Source organism: Acidovorax sp. MR-S7, assembly GCF_000400995.2.
Taxonomy (GTDB): Bacteria; Pseudomonadota; Gammaproteobacteria; order Burkholderiales; family Burkholderiaceae_C; genus MR-S7.
Window position 1 is genome coordinate 16,004 of record NZ_DF238911.1, and the last position, 16,943, is coordinate 32,946.

Genomic DNA, 16,943 nt, shown 5'->3' on the forward strand with positions numbered 1-16,943 from the left:
CGATGGCTGCCCGCACCTTCCCTCTCGCCGAATCCTGGCTCGCCGGGCGCGGCTGGCAGCCGTTCGCGTTCCAGCGGCAGGTGTGGCGCGCCATCGTGCGCGGCCGCTCCGGGCTGCTGCATGCGACCACGGGCGCGGGCAAGACCTACGCCGTCTGGCTCGGTGCGCTGGAAGCCTTCGCGGATTACAAGCCAAATCGGACTCCAGCGCTTGCTGGACAAGCGCGAGCAGCTATCAAAAGCAAAGCGCCGCCGCTCACCGTGCTGTGGATCACGCCCATGCGCGCTCTGGCCGCCGACACGCTGCGCGCGCTTTGCGCGCCGCTTGAAGCGCTGGCCCCGCACTGGAGCATCGGCGCGCGCACGGGCGACACCGGCAGCGCCGAGCGCAGCGCGCAGGCGCGGCGGCTGCCCACGGTGCTGGTCACCACGCCCGAGAGCCTGTCGCTGCTGCTGGCGCGCGCCGATGCGCGCGAGCATCTCGCCAGCGTGCGCCTCGTGGTGGCCGACGAATGGCACGAGCTGCTGGGCAACAAGCGCGGTGTGCAGGTGCAGCTCGCGCTGGCGCGGCTCGCGGGCTGGAACCCGCGCCTCATGGTCTGGGGCATGTCCGCCACGCTCGGCAATCTCGATGAGGCGGTGCACGCGCTGCTGGGCCGCGAGGGCGGCGCGCTGGTGCGCGGGCGGGTCGAGAAGGAGCTCGTCGTCGATACCCTGCTGCCCGAACGGCCCGAGCGCTTCACCTGGGCCGGGCACCTGGGCCTGTCCATGCTGCCCGCCGTGGTGCGCGCGCTGGAGGAATCCTCCGGCACCACGCTGGTCTTCGTCAACGTGCGCTCGCAGGCCGAGCAGTGGTACCAGGCGCTGCTCGACGCGCGGCCCGATTGGGCGGGGCAGCTCGCCATCCACCACGGCTCGCTCGACCGCGCCGTGCGCGAATGGGTGGAGGCGGGGCTGAAAAGCGGCAGCCTGCGCGCCGTGGTCTGCACCAGCAGCCTGGACCTGGGCGTGGACTTCCTGCCCGTGCAGCGCGTGTTGCAGATCGGCTCGGCCAAGGGCGTGGCGCGGCTGTTGCAGCGCGCCGGGCGATCCGGCCACGCGCCGGGGCGGCCCTCGCGCATCACGCTGGTGCCCACGCACAGCCTGGAGCTGGTGGAGGCCGCCGCCGCGCGCGCGGCCGTGCATGCGGGCCGGGTGGAAACGCGCAGCAGCCCGCGCCAGCCGGTCGATGTGCTGGTGCAGCACCTGGCCACCGTGGCGCTGGGCGGCGGCTTCGCGCCCGAGGCGCTCTATGCCGAGGTGCGCCGCACCGCCGCCTACCGCGATCTGCCGCGCGAAGTCTGGCAGTGGTGCCTGGACTTCGTCGCGCGCGGCGGGCCGTCGCTGGCCGCCTACCCGGACTACCGCCGCGTGGTGCCGGGCGAGGACGGCATCTGGCGCCTGCCCGACGCGCGCCTGGCGCGGCGCCACCGCGCCAACATCGGCACCATCGTCAGCGACGCGAGCATGACCGTGCAGGTGCTGCGCGGCGCGCGCCTGGGCGCGGTGGAAGAAGGCTTCATCGCCCGCCTCAAGCCCGGCGACTGCTTCGTTTTCGCCGGCCGCGTGCTGGAACTGGTGCGCGTGCGCGAGATGACGGCCTTCGTACGCGCCGCCCCGCGTCGCAAGCCCACCGTGCCGCGCTGGGCCGGCTCGCGCATGCCGCTGTCGGCTGTGCTGGCCGACTTCATGGTGCGCCAGCTCGCGCAGGCCGGGCGCGGCCGCTACGCCAGCCCCGAGCTGCGCGCCGCACGCCCGCTGCTCGACGTGCAGCGCCGCTGGTCGCAACTGCCCACGCCCGGCACGCTGCTGGCCGAGACGCTGCGTTCGCGCGAGGGCTGGCACCTGTTCCTCTACCCGTTCGCGGGGCGACACGCGCACCTGGGCCTGGCCAGCCTGTTCGCGTGGCGGGCCGCGCAGCAGGCGCCGGGCACCTTCTCCATCGCCGTCAACGACTACGGGCTGGAAATCCTCAGCGCCACCGCGCGCGACTGGCCCGCGCTGCTGCCCGGCCTGCTGCGCACCGGCACGCGCGCCGAGCTGCTGCACGAAGTGCTCGCCAGCCTCAACGCCACCGAGATGGCGCGCCGGCGCTTCCGCGAAATCGCGCGCGTGGCTGGCCTCATCTTCCAGAGCCACCCGGGCGAGCAGCGCAGCGCGCGGCAGCTGCAGGCCTCGTCGCAGCTGTTCTTCGAGGTCTTCCGCCAGTACGACGCGGGCAACCTGCTGCTGCGCCAGGCCGACGAGGAAGTGCTGAGCCAGGACCTGGACGTGGCCGTGCTGCTCGCGGCCCTGCAGGCCATGCAGGCGCAGCGGCTGGTGCTCTCGCCCCTGGCGCGGCCCGGGCCCTTCGCATTCCCGCTCATGGTCGAGCGCTTTCGCGAACAGCTCACCAACGAGGCGTTGGCCGACCGCATCGCGCGCATGCTGGGCGACATGGAGGCCGCCGCCGACGCCGCCACCGGCCGGCACGAAGCGCCGCCTGAGGCGCATGCCGTGCAGAGCGGGCTGGCTTTCTCCGCCGTGCCTGACAGCGACCGCCGGGCATCGGCAAAGCGGCGTGGCAGCCGCCGCTAGCCGAGCCCCGCCGCCTGTGCGACGGCTTCAACGTGCCGGATCGGTGATCGAACATCCGGCGAGGATGGGAAGACATGCACATCGAACTGCCCCTGGCCGATACCACCGTCCATCTGCTGCCCGAAGGCGCGCTCTGGTGGCCCGATGGCGCCACGCTCTGCACCGCCGACCTGCACCTGGGCAAGGCCGCCACCTTCCGCGCCCGGGGCCTGCCCGTGCCGGGCGGCACCACGCGGGGCAATCTGGATCGCCTGTCATGGCTGTTTGACCGTTACCCACAGGCACGCCGGCTGGTGGTGCTGGGCGATTTCCTGCACGCCGCGGAAGCCCACAACAGCGGCGTGCTGTGCGCGCTGGCCGAGTGGCGTGCGCGGCACGCGGAATTGGAGCTGGTGCTCGTGCGCGGCAACCATGACAGCCACGCGGGCGACCCGCCGCCCTGGCTCGATGCACGCATCGTGGACGAGCCCTGGCCGCTGGGCTCCTTCGCCTGTTGCCACCATCCACAGCGCCATCCTGAACGATGGGTGCTGGCAGGCCATCTGCACCCCGCCGCCGTGCTGCGCGGCAGCGGGCGCGATGCCTTGCGCGTGCCCTGCTTCCTGAGCGAGCCCGGCCTGCTCGTGCTGCCCGCGTTCGGCGAATTCACGGGCGGCTACACGGTCGGCCGCGCGCCGGGGCGCCGCTTGTTCGCGGTGGCGGCGGGACAGGTGTGGGCCCTGCCTTAGCCGATGACGACGGGATCGTCCGGCAGCTCGTTGCCGTGCACCGCGCGGTCCCCCGCAGGAAAATGCGCCACCAGCAGCGCCGACACCTCGGCCAGCGCCTGCGTCAGCCCATCCTCGTAACGCCCGGCGCGGAAGGCCGCGCGCATGTGGCCGACCATCGCCTGCCAGGTGCCGTGCGGCACGCGGCGCGCCAGGCCCCGGTCGGCCACGATCTCGATCGCGTGGTCGGCCAGCAGCAGGTAGATGAGCACGCCGTTGTTGTGCTCGGTGTCCCACACGCGCAGCTTGCCGAACTGAGTGACGGCGCGCTCGCGCGCGTCGGCTCCGCGCCACAGGTACGACAGCGGCAGCCCGCCCTCGATGCAGATGCGGATCTGGCCCGTGTGGCGGCGCTCGCTCGCGGCAACGCGCTGGCCCAGGCGTTCGAGCAGATCGGGTGGCAGGGCCTGGCGCAGGCCGCCCTCGGCCCAGCGGTGGCGCAGCAGGCGGGCGATGCGGTGGAGGAATGCGGTGCGGTTCTTGTCCATGTTCGATGCCTTCACCAGTCGCCCGAGGCGCCGCCGCCGCCGAAATCCCCGCCGCCGCCGGAGCTGAATCCGCCGCCGCCCCCGAAGCCGCCCCCGCCGCCCCAGCCACCGCCGTGGCCGCCGCCCCAGCCGCCGCCGTTCCAGACGATGGGCGCGCCGCGCCCGGCGAAGATCCAGGTGTAGAGCAGCGCCGCGATGCCCGCGCCCGAGGCCAGCAGCATGCTGGCCGTGGCCAGGAAGGCCAGCGCGCCCACGCCGCCGCCCATCACCAGCCCGCCCAGGCGCTGCCCGAACAGGCGGCGCACGATGGGCCCCGCGACCATGACGCCGAAGAACAGGAAGATGGCGAGGTCTGTCCAGTCCGCCCCTGGCGATGCGCGCTTTGTGCCTTCCTGCGGCAGCGGCAGCGACTCGCCCGCGATGCGCGCACCGATTTGCGCCACGGCGGCTTGCAGCCCGCCCGCGAAATCGTTCTCGCGAAAGCGCGGCTTCATCGCGCCGTCGATGATGCGCGCCGCCGCGATGTCGGGGATCGCGCCTTCGAGCGCCTTGGCGACCTCGATGCGCATGCGCCGGTCGTCCTTGGCGACGATGACGAGCACGCCGTCGCCCACGTCGCGCCGGCCGATCTTCCAGGCGTTGCCCACGCGGTTGGCGAAGGCGGCGATGTCCTCGGGCGCGGTGGTGGGCACCATCAGCACCACGACCTGCGAGCCGTGCTGCTGCTCGATGGCCGCGAGCTGCGTCTCCAGCGACTGGCGCTGCGCCTCGCTCAGCGTGGCGGTCTGGTCGATCATGTGCGCGGTGAGCGCAGGCACGGCCCGCAGCGGCTGGGCGGCGGCGGGAAGGGCGCCGGCAACTACCAGAAAGATAGCTGCCAGCGCTTGCCAGACAAGCGCCAGAGGCATTTTTTACTTAGAGAAGTCCACGGCGGGCGGCGTGCTGATCTGCGCCTCGTTCTGCACCGTGAAGCTGGGCTTGGGCTCGTAGCTGAACACCTTGGCCGTGAGGTTGGTGGGGAAGCTGCGCGCGAGCACGTTGTATTCCTGCACGGTCTGGATGTAGCGGTTGCGCGCCACGGTGATGCGGTTCTCGGTGCCCTCCAGTGTCACGCGCAGGTCGCGGAACGCCTGGTTGGCCTGCAGCTGCGGGTAGCGCTCGGCCACCACCATCAGGCGGCTCAGCGCGCCGGAGAGTTCGCCCTGTGCCTGCTGGAACTTGTTGAACGCCTCGGGGTTGTTCAGCGTTTCGGGCGTCACCTGGATGGAGGTGGCCTTGGCGCGCGCCTCGATCACCTTGGTCAGCGTTTCCTGCTCGAAATTCGCCTCGCCCTTCACGGTGGCGACGATGTTGGGCACCAGGTCGGCGCGGCGCTGGTACTGGTTGAGCACCTCGCTCCAGGCGGCCTTCGACTGCTCGTCCAGGCGCTGGAAGTCGTTGTAGCCGCAGCCCGTCAGGGCCAGCGCGGCGGCGAGGGTGGCGATGAGTCGTTTCATGGTGCGGGTCCAATCGTTGAACGCGGAAGATGGCGCATTGTGCCGTGACAGGCCGCGCGATGGCGCGGACAATCGGGGTCGCCATGACACGAACCGCGCAGCGCGCCGCCCTCTTGGCCGGCACCCCCGACGACGTCGAAACCGCGTTCTACGAAGCCCTGCAGGCGGGCGACGTGGAGCGCCTGATGGCCTGCTGGGCCGACGAGGACGAGATCGTCTGCGTGCACCCCGGCAGCGCGCGCCTGCTCGGGGCCGCCGCGATCCGTGCCGCGTTCATCGCCATGCTGGAGCAGGGCGGTCTGAACGTGCGGCCCGCGCAGGTGGTGCGCGTGCAGGCGCTGGCCAGCGCCGTGCACAGCGTGGTTGAGCATGTGCGCGTGATGCTGCCCGACGGCCCGCGCGAGGCGCTGGTCGCCGCCACCAACGTCTACCACAAGACCCCGCAGGGCTGGCGCCTCGTCGCGCACCACGCGAGCACGGGCGGGCTGCGCGAGGCCGACGCTGCGGCGCCGCCGCAGCATGTGCTGCATTGAGAGTGTTTTGGGCCTCTAGCCCTTGACAGAAAAGCGCAAGCAGCTATGAATTACGAAGCGCCAGCCTGGCTGTGCGGCGGCCATGCGCAGACCATCTGGCCCGCGCTGTTCGCGCGCAGCACCTTCGGGCCGGCGCCCCGCTACCGGCGCGAGCGCTGGGACGCGCCGGACGGCGACTTCGTGGACGTGGACTTCCTGCAGGGTGGCGAGGCTGGCCCGCCGCGCCCGCTGCTGGTGCTGTTCCACGGGCTGGAGGGGTCGTCGCGCAGCCACTACGCCCTGGGCTTCGCCGACGTGGCGCGCGAGCGCGGCTGGGACTTCGCCGTGCCGCATTTCCGCGGCTGCAGCGGCGAGATCAACCGCGCGCCGCGCGCCTACCACTCGGGCGACCACGAGGAGATCGCCTGGCTGCTCGTGCGCCTGGTGCAGCGCCAGCGGGCACCTGACGGCACGCGCGCGCCGCTGTGGGCGGTGGGCGTGTCGCTGGGCGGCAATGCGCTGCTGCGCTGGGCGGGCGAGTGGGGTGCCGCCGCAGCCGCCAGCGTGGACGCCGTGGCCGCCATCTGCGCGCCGCTGGACCTCGCGGCCGGCGGGCAGGCCATCGGCCGGGGCTTCAACCGGCAGGTCTACACGCGCATGTTCCTGCGCACCATGGTGCCCAAGGCGCTGGCCAAGCTCGCCCAGTACCCCGGCCTGTTCGACCGTGCCGCGCTGCTGGCCGCGCGCGACCTGCACGGGTTCGACGACGTCTTCACCGCGCCCCTGCACGGCTTTCGCGATGCCGACGACTACTGGCGCCGCGCCTCCGCCAAGCCGCTGCTGCCGCAGGTGCGCGTGCCGGCGCTGGCGCTGAACGCGCGCAACGACCCCTTCGTGCCCGCTGCCAGCCTGCCGCGGCCCGGGCAGGTGGGGCGGCACGTGACGCTGTGGCAGCCGGACCACGGCGGCCACGTGGGCTTCGCGCAGGGCGCGTGGCCGGGCCATGTGCGCGGACTGCCCGACACCGTGGCGCAGTGGCTGGTAGCACAATCCGCGCATGGATGACATCGTGAAGCAGGCCATCGCCAAGTGGCCCAACGTACCCGACTGCTATGGCTGGCTGGGGCTGGACGCGCGCGGCCAATGGTGGCTGCGCGACGAGGCCGTGCAAGCGCGCGGCAGCTTTCCGGCCGAGCGGGGCACGCTGCTGCGGCACGACGGGCTCATCGCCTTCATCCACCGCAACTACGAGCCGGACGCGCAGGGGCGCTGGTTCTTCCAGAACGGGCCGCAGCGCGTCTACGTGGAGCTGGAGGCCGCGCCCCTGGTCTGGCGGCTGGAGGCCGGAGGCCCGCCCGTGGCGCACACCGGCCTGGATGCCGGCGCCGTGCGCGAGTGCCTGGTGGACGAGGCCGGGCGCGTGTACCTGGCCTGCGCGGCGGGCCTGGGCCTGGTCCACAGCCTGGACGTCGGCGCCGTGGCACAGGACATCGAGCGCGGCCGCTGGCAGCCGCGCGAGGTGCAGAGCAGCGACTTGCCCGCCGCCTACGGCTTCGTGCCCAGCCCTGCGGCACGGCAGGCGCAGGCAGGCGCCCAGTAAAAAGCCGGCCACACGGGCCGGCTTCGGAGGGAGCGGGAGCGAGGCCTCAGCCGCCCGATGCGGCGGAAGCGGCAGGCGCGGCGCCTTCGCCTTCCTGGGCGCCGGGGCGGTTCGGTTCCTCGAACTTGGCGCCGGCGGCATTGGCCATGTAGGCCACGCCGCGGGCGATCTCGGTGTCGTCGAAGTCGCCGCCGCCCTGGGGCGCCATGGCGCCCTTGCCCTTGAGCGCGGAATGCACCAGCGCCTCGAAGCCGGTCTGGATGCGCGGCGCCCAGGCCGCTGCGTCGCCCAGCTTGGGCGCACCGGCCGCGCCGGTGGCGTGGCAGGCGGCGCACTGGCCCTTGTAGACCTCTTCGCCGGGACGCAGGGGGCGGTTGGCGTCACGCACTTCCACGGTGCCGATCTTCTGGATGCGCTGGGCGATGGCCAGCTCGGGGTTGCCGGAGCCGGCAGCGGGCTTGTTGCCGGCGGTCACGTAGAGCACCAGTCCGATGATGGCGAAGACCGGGAGCACAAACGCAAAGATGACGGTGACCAGGAGCTGCTTGGGGTTCGTGATCGGCCCGGTGTGCGCTTCTTCGTGGGTGACGCTCATGAGATCCTCTGGTGATTGCAGTTGTAGTGGTGGGGCGGGGAAAAGAGCCCTTCATTATAGGAGGCGCTCCCGCGCCCGCCCGTTGGGGAAAACAGGCAGGCGCCCCACCTTGCGCTGCATCAGGAACGCGGTGTGGCGTTCTCTTGCACGGCTTGTTCCGTCCACCCGCCGCCGAGGACCTTGTAGAGGACGACCTGGTTCTGCAGCTGCTGCAGCCGCGTGAGCACCAGCGACTGCTCGGTGGCGAACAGGGAGCGCTGGGCGTCCAGCAGGTCCAGGTAGCTCGCCACGCCGTTGCGGTAGCGCAGGTCGGACAGCTCCAGCCGCTTGGCGTCGGACTGGACCTGCGCGCGCTGCGCGTCCAGCTGTTCCTGCAGCGTGGCCTGGCCGGCCAGCGCGTCGGAGACTTCGCGGAAGGCCGTCTGGATGGACTTCTCGTACTGCGCCACGGCGATCTCGCGCCCTGCGCGCGCGGCTTCCAGGTTGGCCTGGTTGCGGCCGGCATCGAAGAGCGGCAGCGCCAGCTGCGGCGCGAGCGAAAAGGCCCAGGAGCCACCCTTGAACAGGCCCGACAGCTCGTCGCTCACCGTGCCGAACTGCGCCGTGAGCGACACGCGCGGGAAGAACGCCGCGCGCGCCGCGCCGATGTTGGCATTGGCGCCGATCAACTGCTGCTCGGCCATGCGGATGTCCGGGCGGCGCACCAGCAGGTCCGAGGGCAGGCCCGCGGGCAGCGGCTGCATGGGCACGGCCTCGGCCAGGCGCGCCGAAGGCAGGCTGGCGCGGATGTCGTCGGGCAGCGCTTGGCCCAGCAGCAGGACCAGGGCGTTCTCGTCCAGCATGCGCTGGCGCTGCTGCTGCGCATAGGTGGCGCGCGCGGCCTGCGCGAGGCTCAGCGCCTGGCTGTTGTCCAGCTCGGAACTCACGCCGTTTTCCAGGCGCAGGCGCGTGAGCTTGACCGACTCCTCGCGCGTGGCCAGGGTGCGGCGGGAGATGTCCAGCAGCTCCTCGTCCGCCATCAGCGTGAGCCAGCCGGAGGCCACGGCGGCCACCAGGCTGATCTGCGCCGACTTGCGCGCTTCCTCGGTGGCCAGGTACTGGGCCAGCGCCTGTTCCTTGAGGGCCGCGATGCGGCCGAAGAAGTCGATCTCCCAGGCGGTGATGCCCAGGCCGACCTGGAACAGGTTGGTGTATTCGCCCGTGGCGGTGCTGGGCTGGCGCGTGCCGCTGGCGATGGCGTTCACCGTGGGGTACTGCCCCGCGCGCTGGATCTGGAACTGCGCGCGCGCCTGCTCCACGTTGAGCATGGCCACGCGCAGGTCGCGGTTGTTGCCCAGGGCGACGCCGATGAGGCGCTGCAGACGCGGGTCGCTGAAGTATTCCTTCCAGTCGATGTCCGCGGCGGCGCGGGCCGTGGCCGGCACATCGGCGCCGGCCAGCGCATAGGCCTGCGGCACAGGCGCAGCGGGGCGCTCGTAGGTGGGGATGAAGCTGCAGCCCGCCAGCAGCGCCGCTGCCATCAGGGGGGAGAGGGCGCGCGCGCGGCGCGCTTGGACAGTGTGGTGCTTGTGCATGTGTGGTTCTCCGGCCTGCATGTCATGCCTCGCTGCGGTGCTGCAGGGCCTGCTTGGCGTCGTGCTCGCGCTGGCGCTCGCTGCCCTTGAAGAAGCTGCGCACCACCACGAAGAACACGGGCACGAAGATCACGGCCAGCAGGGTGCCGGTGATCATGCCTCCGATCACGCCGGTGCCGATGGCACGCTGGCTGGCCGAGCTGGCGCCCGTGGCCAGGAACAGCGGCAGCACGCCCAGCGTGAAGGCCAGCGAGGTCATGATGATGGGGCGGAAGCGCAGGTGGGCCGCCTCCAGCGCCGCATCGATCACGTTCTTGCCCGAGGCCTGCAGGTCCTTGGCGAACTCGATGATCAGGATGGCGTTCTTCGCCGACAGTCCGATGATGGTCACCAGGCCGATCTGGAAGTACACGTCGTTGGACATGCCGCGCAGCAGCGTGGCCAGCAGCACGCCCAGCACGCCCAGCGGCACCACCAGCAGCACCGAGAACGGGATGGACCAGCTCTCGTAGAGCGCGGCCAGGCACAGGAACACGGCCAGCAGCGAGAACGCGTACAGCACCATGGCCTGCGAGCCAGCCAGCTTTTCCTCGCGCGACTGGCCCGTCCATTCGAAGCCGAAGCCTTCGGGCAGCTGGGCCGCGAGGCGCTCCATCTCGGCCATCGCGTCGCCCGTGCTGAAGCCGGGGGCGGCGTCGCCTGCGATCTTCATCGAGGGGTAGCCGTTGTAGCGCACGGTCTGCATGGCGCCGGTGATCCAGCGCGTGGACGCGAACGTGGACAGCGGCACCACCTGGCCCTTGCTGTTGAGCACGGGCAGGTCGAGCACGGCCTCGGGCTGCATGCGCGCATGCGCGTCGGCCTGCACCACGACGCGCTGCAGGCGGCCCTGGTTCGGGAAGTCGTTGATGTACGACGAGCCGAGCGCCGTGGACAGCGCGCTGCTGATCGCGTCGAACGACACGCCCAGGGCGTTGGCCTTGTCGCGGTCGATGTCGATCTGCATCTGCGGCGCATCCTCCATGCCGTCGGGGCGCACGCCGGCGAGCACCTTGCTCTGCGCGGCCATGCCGAGCAGCTGGTTGCGCGCGCCCACGAGCGCGTCGTGACCCTTGGAGCCCCGGTCCTGCAGGCGGAAGGTGAAGCCCGTGGCGGTGCCCAGCTCGGGGATGGGCGGCGGGCTCAGCGCGAAGATGAACGCGTCGCGGTAGCCCGCGAGCGCGCCCATGGCGCGGCCCGCGATGGCGCTGGCCGAATGTTCGGCGCCGGCACGCTCGCTCCAGTCCTTGAGCGTCATGAACGCCAGGCCCGCGTTCTGGCCCTGGCCCGAGAACGAGAAGCCCGCCACCGTGACGATGTTGTTCACCTCGGGCTGCTTCAGGGCGAACTGCTCGACCTGCGTCAGCGCCGCGCGCGTGCGCTCCAGCGATGCGCCCGCGGGCAGCTGGATGTTGGTGATCAGGTAGCCCTGGTCTTCGTTGGGCAGGAACGAGGTGGGCAGGCGCGTGTAGACGATGGCGACGGCGCCGACCAGTGCCGCGTAGATGACCGCCATGCGTCCGCCGCGGCGCACCAGCTTGCTCAGGCCCGACTCGTAGCGGTGCGTGGTGCTCTTGAACCCGCGGTTGAACCAGCCGAAGAAGCCCTTCTTCTCGTGGTGGTCCCCGGAGACGGGCTTGAGCAGCGTGCCGCACAGGGCCGGCGTGAGCGACAGCGCCAGGAACGCGGAGAACGCGATCGACGTGGCCATGGTGGCCGCGAACTGGCGGTAGATGTTGCCCGTGGAGCCCGCGAAGAACGCCAGCGGCACGAACACCGAGATCAGCACCACGGTCACGCCGACGATGGCGCCAGAGATCTGGCCCATGGCCTTGCGCGTGGCCTGCAGCGGCGGCAGGCCTTCCTCGCTCATGATGCGCTCGACGTTCTCGACCACCACGATGGCGTCGTCCACCACGATGCCGATCACCAGCACCATGCCGAACATGGTCAGCACGTTGATCGAGAAGCCCATCGCCAGCAGCGCGCCGAACGTGCCCAGCAGCGCCACGGGCACCACGATGGTCGGGATGATGGTGTAGCGGAAGTTCTGCAGGAACAGGAACATCACCAGGAACACCAGCGCCACGGCTTCGAGCAACGTGTGCACCACCTTCTCGATGGACACCGACACGAACACCGAGGTGTCGTACGGAATGGTGGACTTCACGCCCTGCGGGTAGTACCGCTGCAGGTCGGCCAGCTTGGCCTTCACGGCCTTGGCCGTGGCCAGTGCGTTGGCCGTGGGGGTGAGCTGCACGCCCATGCCCACGGCGGGAGCGCCGTTCAGACGCGCGCTGGTGCTGTAGCTCTGCGCGCCCAGCTCGATGCGTGCCACGTCGCGCAGCCGCACGGTGGAGCCGTCGGTGTTGGCGCGCAGCACGATGTTGCCGAACTGCTCGGTGGTGGAGAGCTGGCCCTGCACCACGATGGTGGCCGTCGTCGTCTGCCCCTCGGCGCTGGGCAGGTCGCCCAGGTTGCCGGCGGACACCTGCAGGTTCTGCGCACGGATGGCAGCGCCCACCTGGTCTTGCGACAGGTTGAAGCCCTTGAGCTTGGCCGGGTCGATCCAGACGCGCATCGCGCGCTCGGAGCCGAACTGCGTGACCGAGCCCACGCCCGGCAGGCGCTGCAGCTCGGGCACGACGTTGCGCGCGGCGTAGTCGTTGAGCGCGTCGATGGACACGTCGGGCGTCTCGGACGTGAGCATGGAGAACAGCAGGAAGTTCGAGCGCGACTTCTCGACGCGCACGCCCTGCTGCACCACGGCCGCCGGCAGGCGCGGGGTGGCGCGCGAGAGGCGGTTTTGCACATCGACCTGCGCCAGGTCGTCGTTGGTGCCCGGCTCGAAGCTCAGCACGATCGAGCCCGTGCCGTTGGCCTGGGCCGTGGCTTCCATGTAGGCCAGGCCCGGCGAGCCGTTCATCTCGCGCTCGATGACGGCGAGCACCGAGTCCTCCAGCGTCTGGGCGGTGGCGCCGGGGTAGGCCACCGACACCTGGATGGTCGGCGGCGCCACGGCGGGGTACTGCGCGATGGGCAGCTGGGTGATCGAGACGGCGCCGATCACCATGATGAAGATTGCGATCACCCACGCGAAGATGGGGCGCTCGATGAAGAACTTGGCCATGTGCCGCGCTCCTGGTTCTTATTTCTTATTGCTTGGCCGGCGCGGCATCGCCCGGGCTGGCGGCGGAGGCGGGAGCGGCAGGCGCCTTGGCGCCGCCGTTGCCCTGCCACGGCACGGGCTTGACCACGACCGGATCGCCGGGCTTGCCGCGCGGCAGCTTCTGGAAGCCGTCGACCATCACCTGTTCGCCGGCCTTCAGGCCGTCGAGCACCACCCAGTTCGAGCCCTGGCTGGGGCCGAGCTTGACGGGGCGCGGCGCGACGTTGCCGCCTTCGCCCACCACCATCACCGTATCGGTCTGGCCGGAGCGCGTGACCGCCTGCTGCGGCAGCAGGATGCCGCCGGCCACCTGCGCCTGTTCCAGGCGCACGCGCACGTACAGGCCGGGCAGTAGTGCGCGCTCGGGGTTGGGCACCTCGGCGCGCAGCGTGACTTGGCCGCTGGTCGGGTCCACCGTGAGGTCGGTGAACAGCAGGCGGCCCTGGTGCTGGTAGACGCTGCCGTCTTCCAGCACCACGCTCACGTTCGCGGCGTTGGCGCCGGCCTGCTTGTATTTGCCGCCGGCCATGGCCTTGCGCAGCTTGAGCGCATCGGCCGCCGACTGCGTGAAGTTGATGTAGAGCGGGTCGATCTGCTGGATCACCGCGAGCTCGGTCGCGGTGCCCTGGCCGACCAGCGCGCCCTCGGTCACCAGCGCGCGGCCGATGCGCCCGGAAATGGGCGCGGTGACGGAGGCGTAGCCCAGGTTGATGTTGGCCGTCGTCACGGCGGCCTTGGCGGCCGCCACGTTGGCCTCGGCCGTCTTCTGCGCGGCCACGGCGTTGTCGTATTCCTGCTTGCTGATGGCGTTCACCGCCACCAGGGGGCGGTAGCGCTCGGCCAGCGCCCGGCTCTGCACCAGGTTGGCCTCGGCCTGGGCCACGCTGGCCTGCGCCTGGGCCACGGTGGCCTGGTAGGGCGCGCTGTCGATCTGGAACAGCTTCTGGCCGGCTTTCACGTCGCTTCCCTCGTTGAACAGGCGCTTTTGCACGATGCCTGCGGCGCGTGCGCGCACCTCGGCGACGCGCGAGGCCTCCAGCCGGCCCGGCAGCTCGGTCACCAGGCCCACGTCGCCCGGCTGCACGGTGACGACGCCCACTTCCGGTGCCGGTGGCGGTCCGCCCGCGCCTGCGGGGGCCGCGTCCTTCTTGCCGCAGGCGCTGAGCGCGAGCACGGCGGCGAGGACGATCGACAGCGCCGTCGCCGGGGGGCGCTGGAAGCGGCTGACAGGGCGGGCTTTCTCGTTGTTCAAACGGGGCATGGGAGTCCTTTGGCTGGCAGATGCGTTGGGTGCCGTGACGGGCAGGTGCGAAATGCTCGCATCGTCGAGTGACAGTTGCACAAGGGAGGGCATTATATATACATCCATGAATGTATAATTGCGGATCGGCTGCAGTGATGGCTGCAGCGCTTTTTCCGGGAGACCCGCCATGGCACGACGCACCAAGGAAGACGCAGATGCTACGCGCAATGGCCTGCTGGACGCCGCCGAACTCGTTTTCTACGAAAAGGGCGTGGCGCGCGCATCGCTCAACGAGATCGCCCAGGCGGCAGGCGCCACGCGGGGCGCCATCTATTGGCACTTCAAGGACAAGGTGGACCTGTTCAACGCGATGATGGACCGCGTCACCCTGCCGCTCGAGGAGGCCTGCAACGCCGGCGAGGCGCTGGCGCCTCAGGCGCCGTTGCTGCGGCTGCGCTCCGTGGTCGAGCGGCTGCTCGGCATCATCGAAAGCAACGCGCACGCGCGGCGCGTCTTCGAGATCGCGATGTACCGCGTGGAATACGTCAGCGAGCTCAGCGGCGTGCGCGAGCGGCACCTGGCCGCACACGCGCGCTTCCAGGCCCTGGTGGAGCAGGACCTGCGCCTCGCGGCCGAGGAAGCGGCGCTGGCGCTGCCCATGGACATTGCCGCGGCGGCGCGGGGCTTGCACGCCCTGTTCGATGGCCTGCTGCAGTCGTGGATCCTCGGCAACGCGGACTTCGACCTGCGGGCGACCGGCCTGGCGGCGATCGAGGCCTACCTGCGCGGGCTTGGCTTTCGGGTGTAGTACGCCGTGCGATAATGCCCAGCTTGTCCGCACTGCCCGCCCAGGGCAGCTGCGCGAATCTCTGCCAGCGGCTGTAGCTCAGTGGATAGAGTATTGGCCTCCGAAGCCAAGGGTCGTGGGTTCGATCCCCGCCAGCCGCGCCACATTCCCCCTGTTGGCAAACCATCCTGCGAGCCCGCGTCCGTGCGGGCTCGGCCGTTTCAGCCTGCCAGGGCCAGGATTTCCTCGTACAGCGCACGCGGCACCGCCGCGCCTTCGGCCAGGCTGCGCTGGCGCGCCGCGTAGCGCCGCTGCGAAGGCAGGCGCGCGCCCTGGCCGGTGATGGCGGCGAACAGCTGCTCGGCGCGCTGCTGGTGCGCGGCGGGGTCGCCGCCGCTGAGGCGGGCGGGGTCGAAGGCCAGCACCAGTTCGCCATGGCAGGGCGCGGCGCCCGCGCCCTCGTCGAAGGCCAGCGATTCCTGGCTCATCCAGTCCCCGATCAGCGCCCCGGCCATCAGCTCGACCATGGCCGACAGCGCCGAGCCCTTGTGGCCGCCGAAGGCCAGCATGGCGCCCTGCGCTACGGCGACGGGATCGGTGCTGGGCCGGCCCTGGGCATCGACGCCGCAGCCATCGGGCAGCGGCGTGCCGGCGCGGCGGTGCAGTTCAAGGTCGCCGCGGGCGATGGCGCTGGTGGCGAAGTCGAAGACGAACGGATGCGGCCCCGGGCGCGGCCATCCGAAGGCGATGGGGTTGGTGCCGAACACCGGCTGGCGCCCGCCGGCGGGGGCCACCCAGGCGTGGCTGGGCGTGAGCGCGAGCGCGGCCAGGCCATGGCCGGTGACGGCTTCGACCTCCGGCCACAGCGCGGAAAAATGGAAGCAGTGGCGGATGACCAGCGCGCCGACGCCCTGGGTGCGCGCGGCCTCCACCAGCGCGGGCAGGCCGCGTTCGAAGGCCAGCGGAGAAAAGCCGTAGCGTGCATCGACCTGCACCACGGCCCCGCCGGTGGCCGCGACCACCGGCTCGGCCTGCAGATCCACCTTGCCGGCGCGGATGGTCTGGGCGCAGGTGACGAGGCGGTAGACGCCGTGCGACTGGCAGTCGTCGCGCTGCCCGGCCACGACGGTGCGGGCCATGGCCTCGGCATGGGGCCGCGACAGGCCCTGGCGCAGCAGCACGCGGCACGCGAGGTCCTGCAGCTCTGCGAGGGGGATGCGCACGGAATCGGTGGAGGTGGAGGTCATGTGGATGGGTGAGGGTGGGGCGGCGTCAGACCGCGTGGCACGCGCCGTCCACGAACACGCGCATCTCTCCCGACTGGAAGGCGGTCCACTGTTCGTTGGACGTGAGCGGTGCCGTGACCACCACGGCCACCTTGTCGGCCGGCGTGGTGTGGCTGGAGAAGTCCACGCACAGGTCTTCGTCGCACAGCTGCGCCTGCGCGAAAGGGTGGCGGCGTTCGATGTAGTACAGGTGCGTGGAGGCGTGCGCCCACAGCGCCTGGCCGTTGGAGAGCAGGAAGTTGAACGTGCCGTGCGGCGCGATGCGCGCGGCCAGCTCGCGCAGCGTGAGCGTCAGCTCGTCGATGCTCGGCATGCCCGCGTGGGACTTCGAGAGCTCCTGCATGATCCAGCAGAACACATGCTCGCTGTCCGTGGTGCCCACGGGGTGGAAGTGCGCGTGCAGGCGCGGGCGGAAATCTTTCAGGTCGCCGTTGTGCGCGAACACCCAGTAGCGGCCCCAGAGTTCGCGCACGAAGGGGTGGCAGTTCTCCAGCGTGACCACGCCTTGCGTGGCCTTGCGGATGTGGGCGATGACGTTGCGGCTCTTGATGGGGTAGCGGCGGATCAGCTCGGCCACGGGGGAATCCACGGCGCGCTCGTGGTCGACGAAGTGGCGCAGGCCGCGCCCCTCGAAGAAGGCGATGCCCCAGCCGTCGGTGTGGTCGGCGGTGTTGCCCGCGCGCTGCGCGAACCCGCGGAAGCTGAAGGTCACGTCCGTCGGGGTGTTGGCATTCATGCCGAGCAACTGGCACATGGGGCGGCGCCTCGGTTC

At 71.2% G+C, this 16,943-nt stretch carries 15 protein-coding genes and 1 tRNA gene; 7 read left to right on the forward strand and 9 right to left on the reverse strand.

All coding sequences use genetic code 11. The annotated features are described in order from the left end of the window. Window positions 1-2: 2 nt before the first annotated feature. Window positions 3-2,615 carry a ligase-associated DNA damage response DEXH box helicase gene (locus tag AVS7_RS07680; RefSeq protein WP_020227856.1) on the forward strand — a complete coding sequence of 871 codons (2,613 nt, stop codon included), beginning with the start codon at window positions 3-5 and terminating at the stop codon, window positions 2,613-2,615. A gap of 74 nt (window positions 2,616-2,689) precedes the next feature. Next, the gene (gene pdeM / locus AVS7_RS07685) at window positions 2,690-3,343 is read left to right on the forward strand and encodes a ligase-associated DNA damage response endonuclease PdeM (protein ID WP_020227857.1); all 654 of its coding nucleotides are present in this window, start codon (window positions 2,690-2,692) and stop codon (window positions 3,341-3,343) included. Here pdeM and AVS7_RS07690 read toward each other — a convergent pair. Genes AVS7_RS07690 through AVS7_RS07700 form a run of 3 tightly spaced genes read right to left on the reverse strand, consistent with a single transcriptional unit; the run spans window position 3,340 to window position 5,366 of the window. After that, the gene (locus AVS7_RS07690; RefSeq protein ID WP_020227858.1) at window positions 3,340-3,870 is read right to left on the reverse strand and encodes a TPM domain-containing protein; all 531 of its coding nucleotides are present in this window, start codon (window positions 3,868-3,870) and stop codon (window positions 3,340-3,342) included. The genes pdeM and AVS7_RS07690 overlap by 4 nt on opposite strands. 11 nt (window positions 3,871-3,881) lie before the next feature. Then, window positions 3,882-4,778: a YgcG family protein gene (locus tag AVS7_RS07695; protein ID WP_020227859.1), complete on the reverse strand. Its 897-nt coding sequence runs from the start codon at window positions 4,776-4,778 to the stop codon at window positions 3,882-3,884. Between the two features lie 3 nt (window positions 4,779-4,781). Beyond that, on the reverse strand, window positions 4,782-5,366 hold the full coding sequence (locus tag AVS7_RS07700; protein WP_020227860.1) for a LemA family protein: 585 nt from the start codon (window positions 5,364-5,366) through the stop codon (window positions 4,782-4,784). An 83-nt stretch (window positions 5,367-5,449) separates the two neighbouring features. Here AVS7_RS07700 and AVS7_RS07705 point away from each other — a divergent pair, with 83 nt between their 5' ends. From AVS7_RS07705 to AVS7_RS07715, 3 genes are read left to right on the forward strand one after another with little or no spacing between them, the layout of a single operon-like run. Beyond that, window positions 5,450-5,899, forward strand: a complete 450-nt coding sequence (locus AVS7_RS07705; RefSeq protein ID WP_020227861.1) for a nuclear transport factor 2 family protein — start codon at window positions 5,450-5,452, stop codon at window positions 5,897-5,899. A 45-nt stretch (window positions 5,900-5,944) separates the two neighbouring features. Then, entirely contained in the window at window positions 5,945-6,943 is a 999-nt protein-coding gene (locus AVS7_RS07710) for a YheT family hydrolase (protein ID WP_020227862.1), read from the forward strand. Next, on the forward strand, window positions 6,936-7,478 hold the full coding sequence (locus tag AVS7_RS07715; protein WP_020227863.1) for a DUF2946 family protein: 543 nt from the start codon (window positions 6,936-6,938) through the stop codon (window positions 7,476-7,478). The genes AVS7_RS07710 and AVS7_RS07715 overlap by 8 nt, the downstream gene beginning before the upstream one ends. Window positions 7,479-7,524: 46 nt before the next feature. Here AVS7_RS07715 and AVS7_RS07720 read toward each other — a convergent pair whose 3' ends face one another. The 4 genes from AVS7_RS07720 to AVS7_RS07735 all read right to left on the reverse strand — a co-directional run bounded on the left by AVS7_RS07720 (window position 7,525) and on the right by AVS7_RS07735 (window position 14,116). Next, complete coding sequence (locus tag AVS7_RS07720) at window positions 7,525-8,073, reverse strand: cytochrome c5 family protein (RefSeq protein ID WP_020227864.1); 549 nt, start codon at window positions 8,071-8,073, stop codon at window positions 7,525-7,527. Window positions 8,074-8,192: 119 nt separating this feature from the next. Next, window positions 8,193-9,647: an efflux transporter outer membrane subunit gene (locus AVS7_RS07725; RefSeq protein WP_020227865.1), complete on the reverse strand. Its 1,455-nt coding sequence runs from the start codon at window positions 9,645-9,647 to the stop codon at window positions 8,193-8,195. Between the two features lie 22 nt (window positions 9,648-9,669). Continuing rightward, window positions 9,670-12,816: an efflux RND transporter permease subunit gene (locus tag AVS7_RS07730; RefSeq protein ID WP_020227866.1), complete on the reverse strand. Its 3,147-nt coding sequence runs from the start codon at window positions 12,814-12,816 to the stop codon at window positions 9,670-9,672. A 25-nt stretch (window positions 12,817-12,841) separates the two neighbouring features. Continuing rightward, on the reverse strand, window positions 12,842-14,116 hold the full coding sequence (locus tag AVS7_RS07735; RefSeq protein ID WP_024001138.1) for an efflux RND transporter periplasmic adaptor subunit: 1,275 nt from the start codon (window positions 14,114-14,116) through the stop codon (window positions 12,842-12,844). A 169-nt stretch (window positions 14,117-14,285) separates the two neighbouring features. Between AVS7_RS07735 and AVS7_RS07740 the strand changes: the two genes are divergently transcribed. Together AVS7_RS07740 and AVS7_RS07745 are read left to right on the forward strand one after the other, a co-directional pair. Further along, window positions 14,286-14,906 carry a TetR family transcriptional regulator gene (locus AVS7_RS07740; RefSeq protein ID WP_020227868.1) on the forward strand — a complete coding sequence of 207 codons (621 nt, stop codon included), beginning with the start codon at window positions 14,286-14,288 and terminating at the stop codon, window positions 14,904-14,906. 67 nt (window positions 14,907-14,973) lie between these two features. Further along, a tRNA-Arg gene (locus AVS7_RS07745) sits at window positions 14,974-15,049 on the forward strand. A gap of 57 nt (window positions 15,050-15,106) precedes the next feature. On the opposite strand, the gene AVS7_RS07750 is transcribed toward AVS7_RS07745, so the two are convergent. Continuing rightward, window positions 15,107-16,132, reverse strand: coding sequence for an Ldh family oxidoreductase (locus AVS7_RS07750; RefSeq protein WP_020227869.1), 1,026 nt, complete (start codon window positions 16,130-16,132; stop codon window positions 15,107-15,109). Window positions 16,133-16,157: 25 nt separating this feature from the next. Further along, complete coding sequence (locus tag AVS7_RS07755; protein WP_020227870.1) at window positions 16,158-16,925, reverse strand: class II glutamine amidotransferase; 768 nt, start codon at window positions 16,923-16,925, stop codon at window positions 16,158-16,160. Window positions 16,926-16,943: the final 18 nt, after the last annotated feature.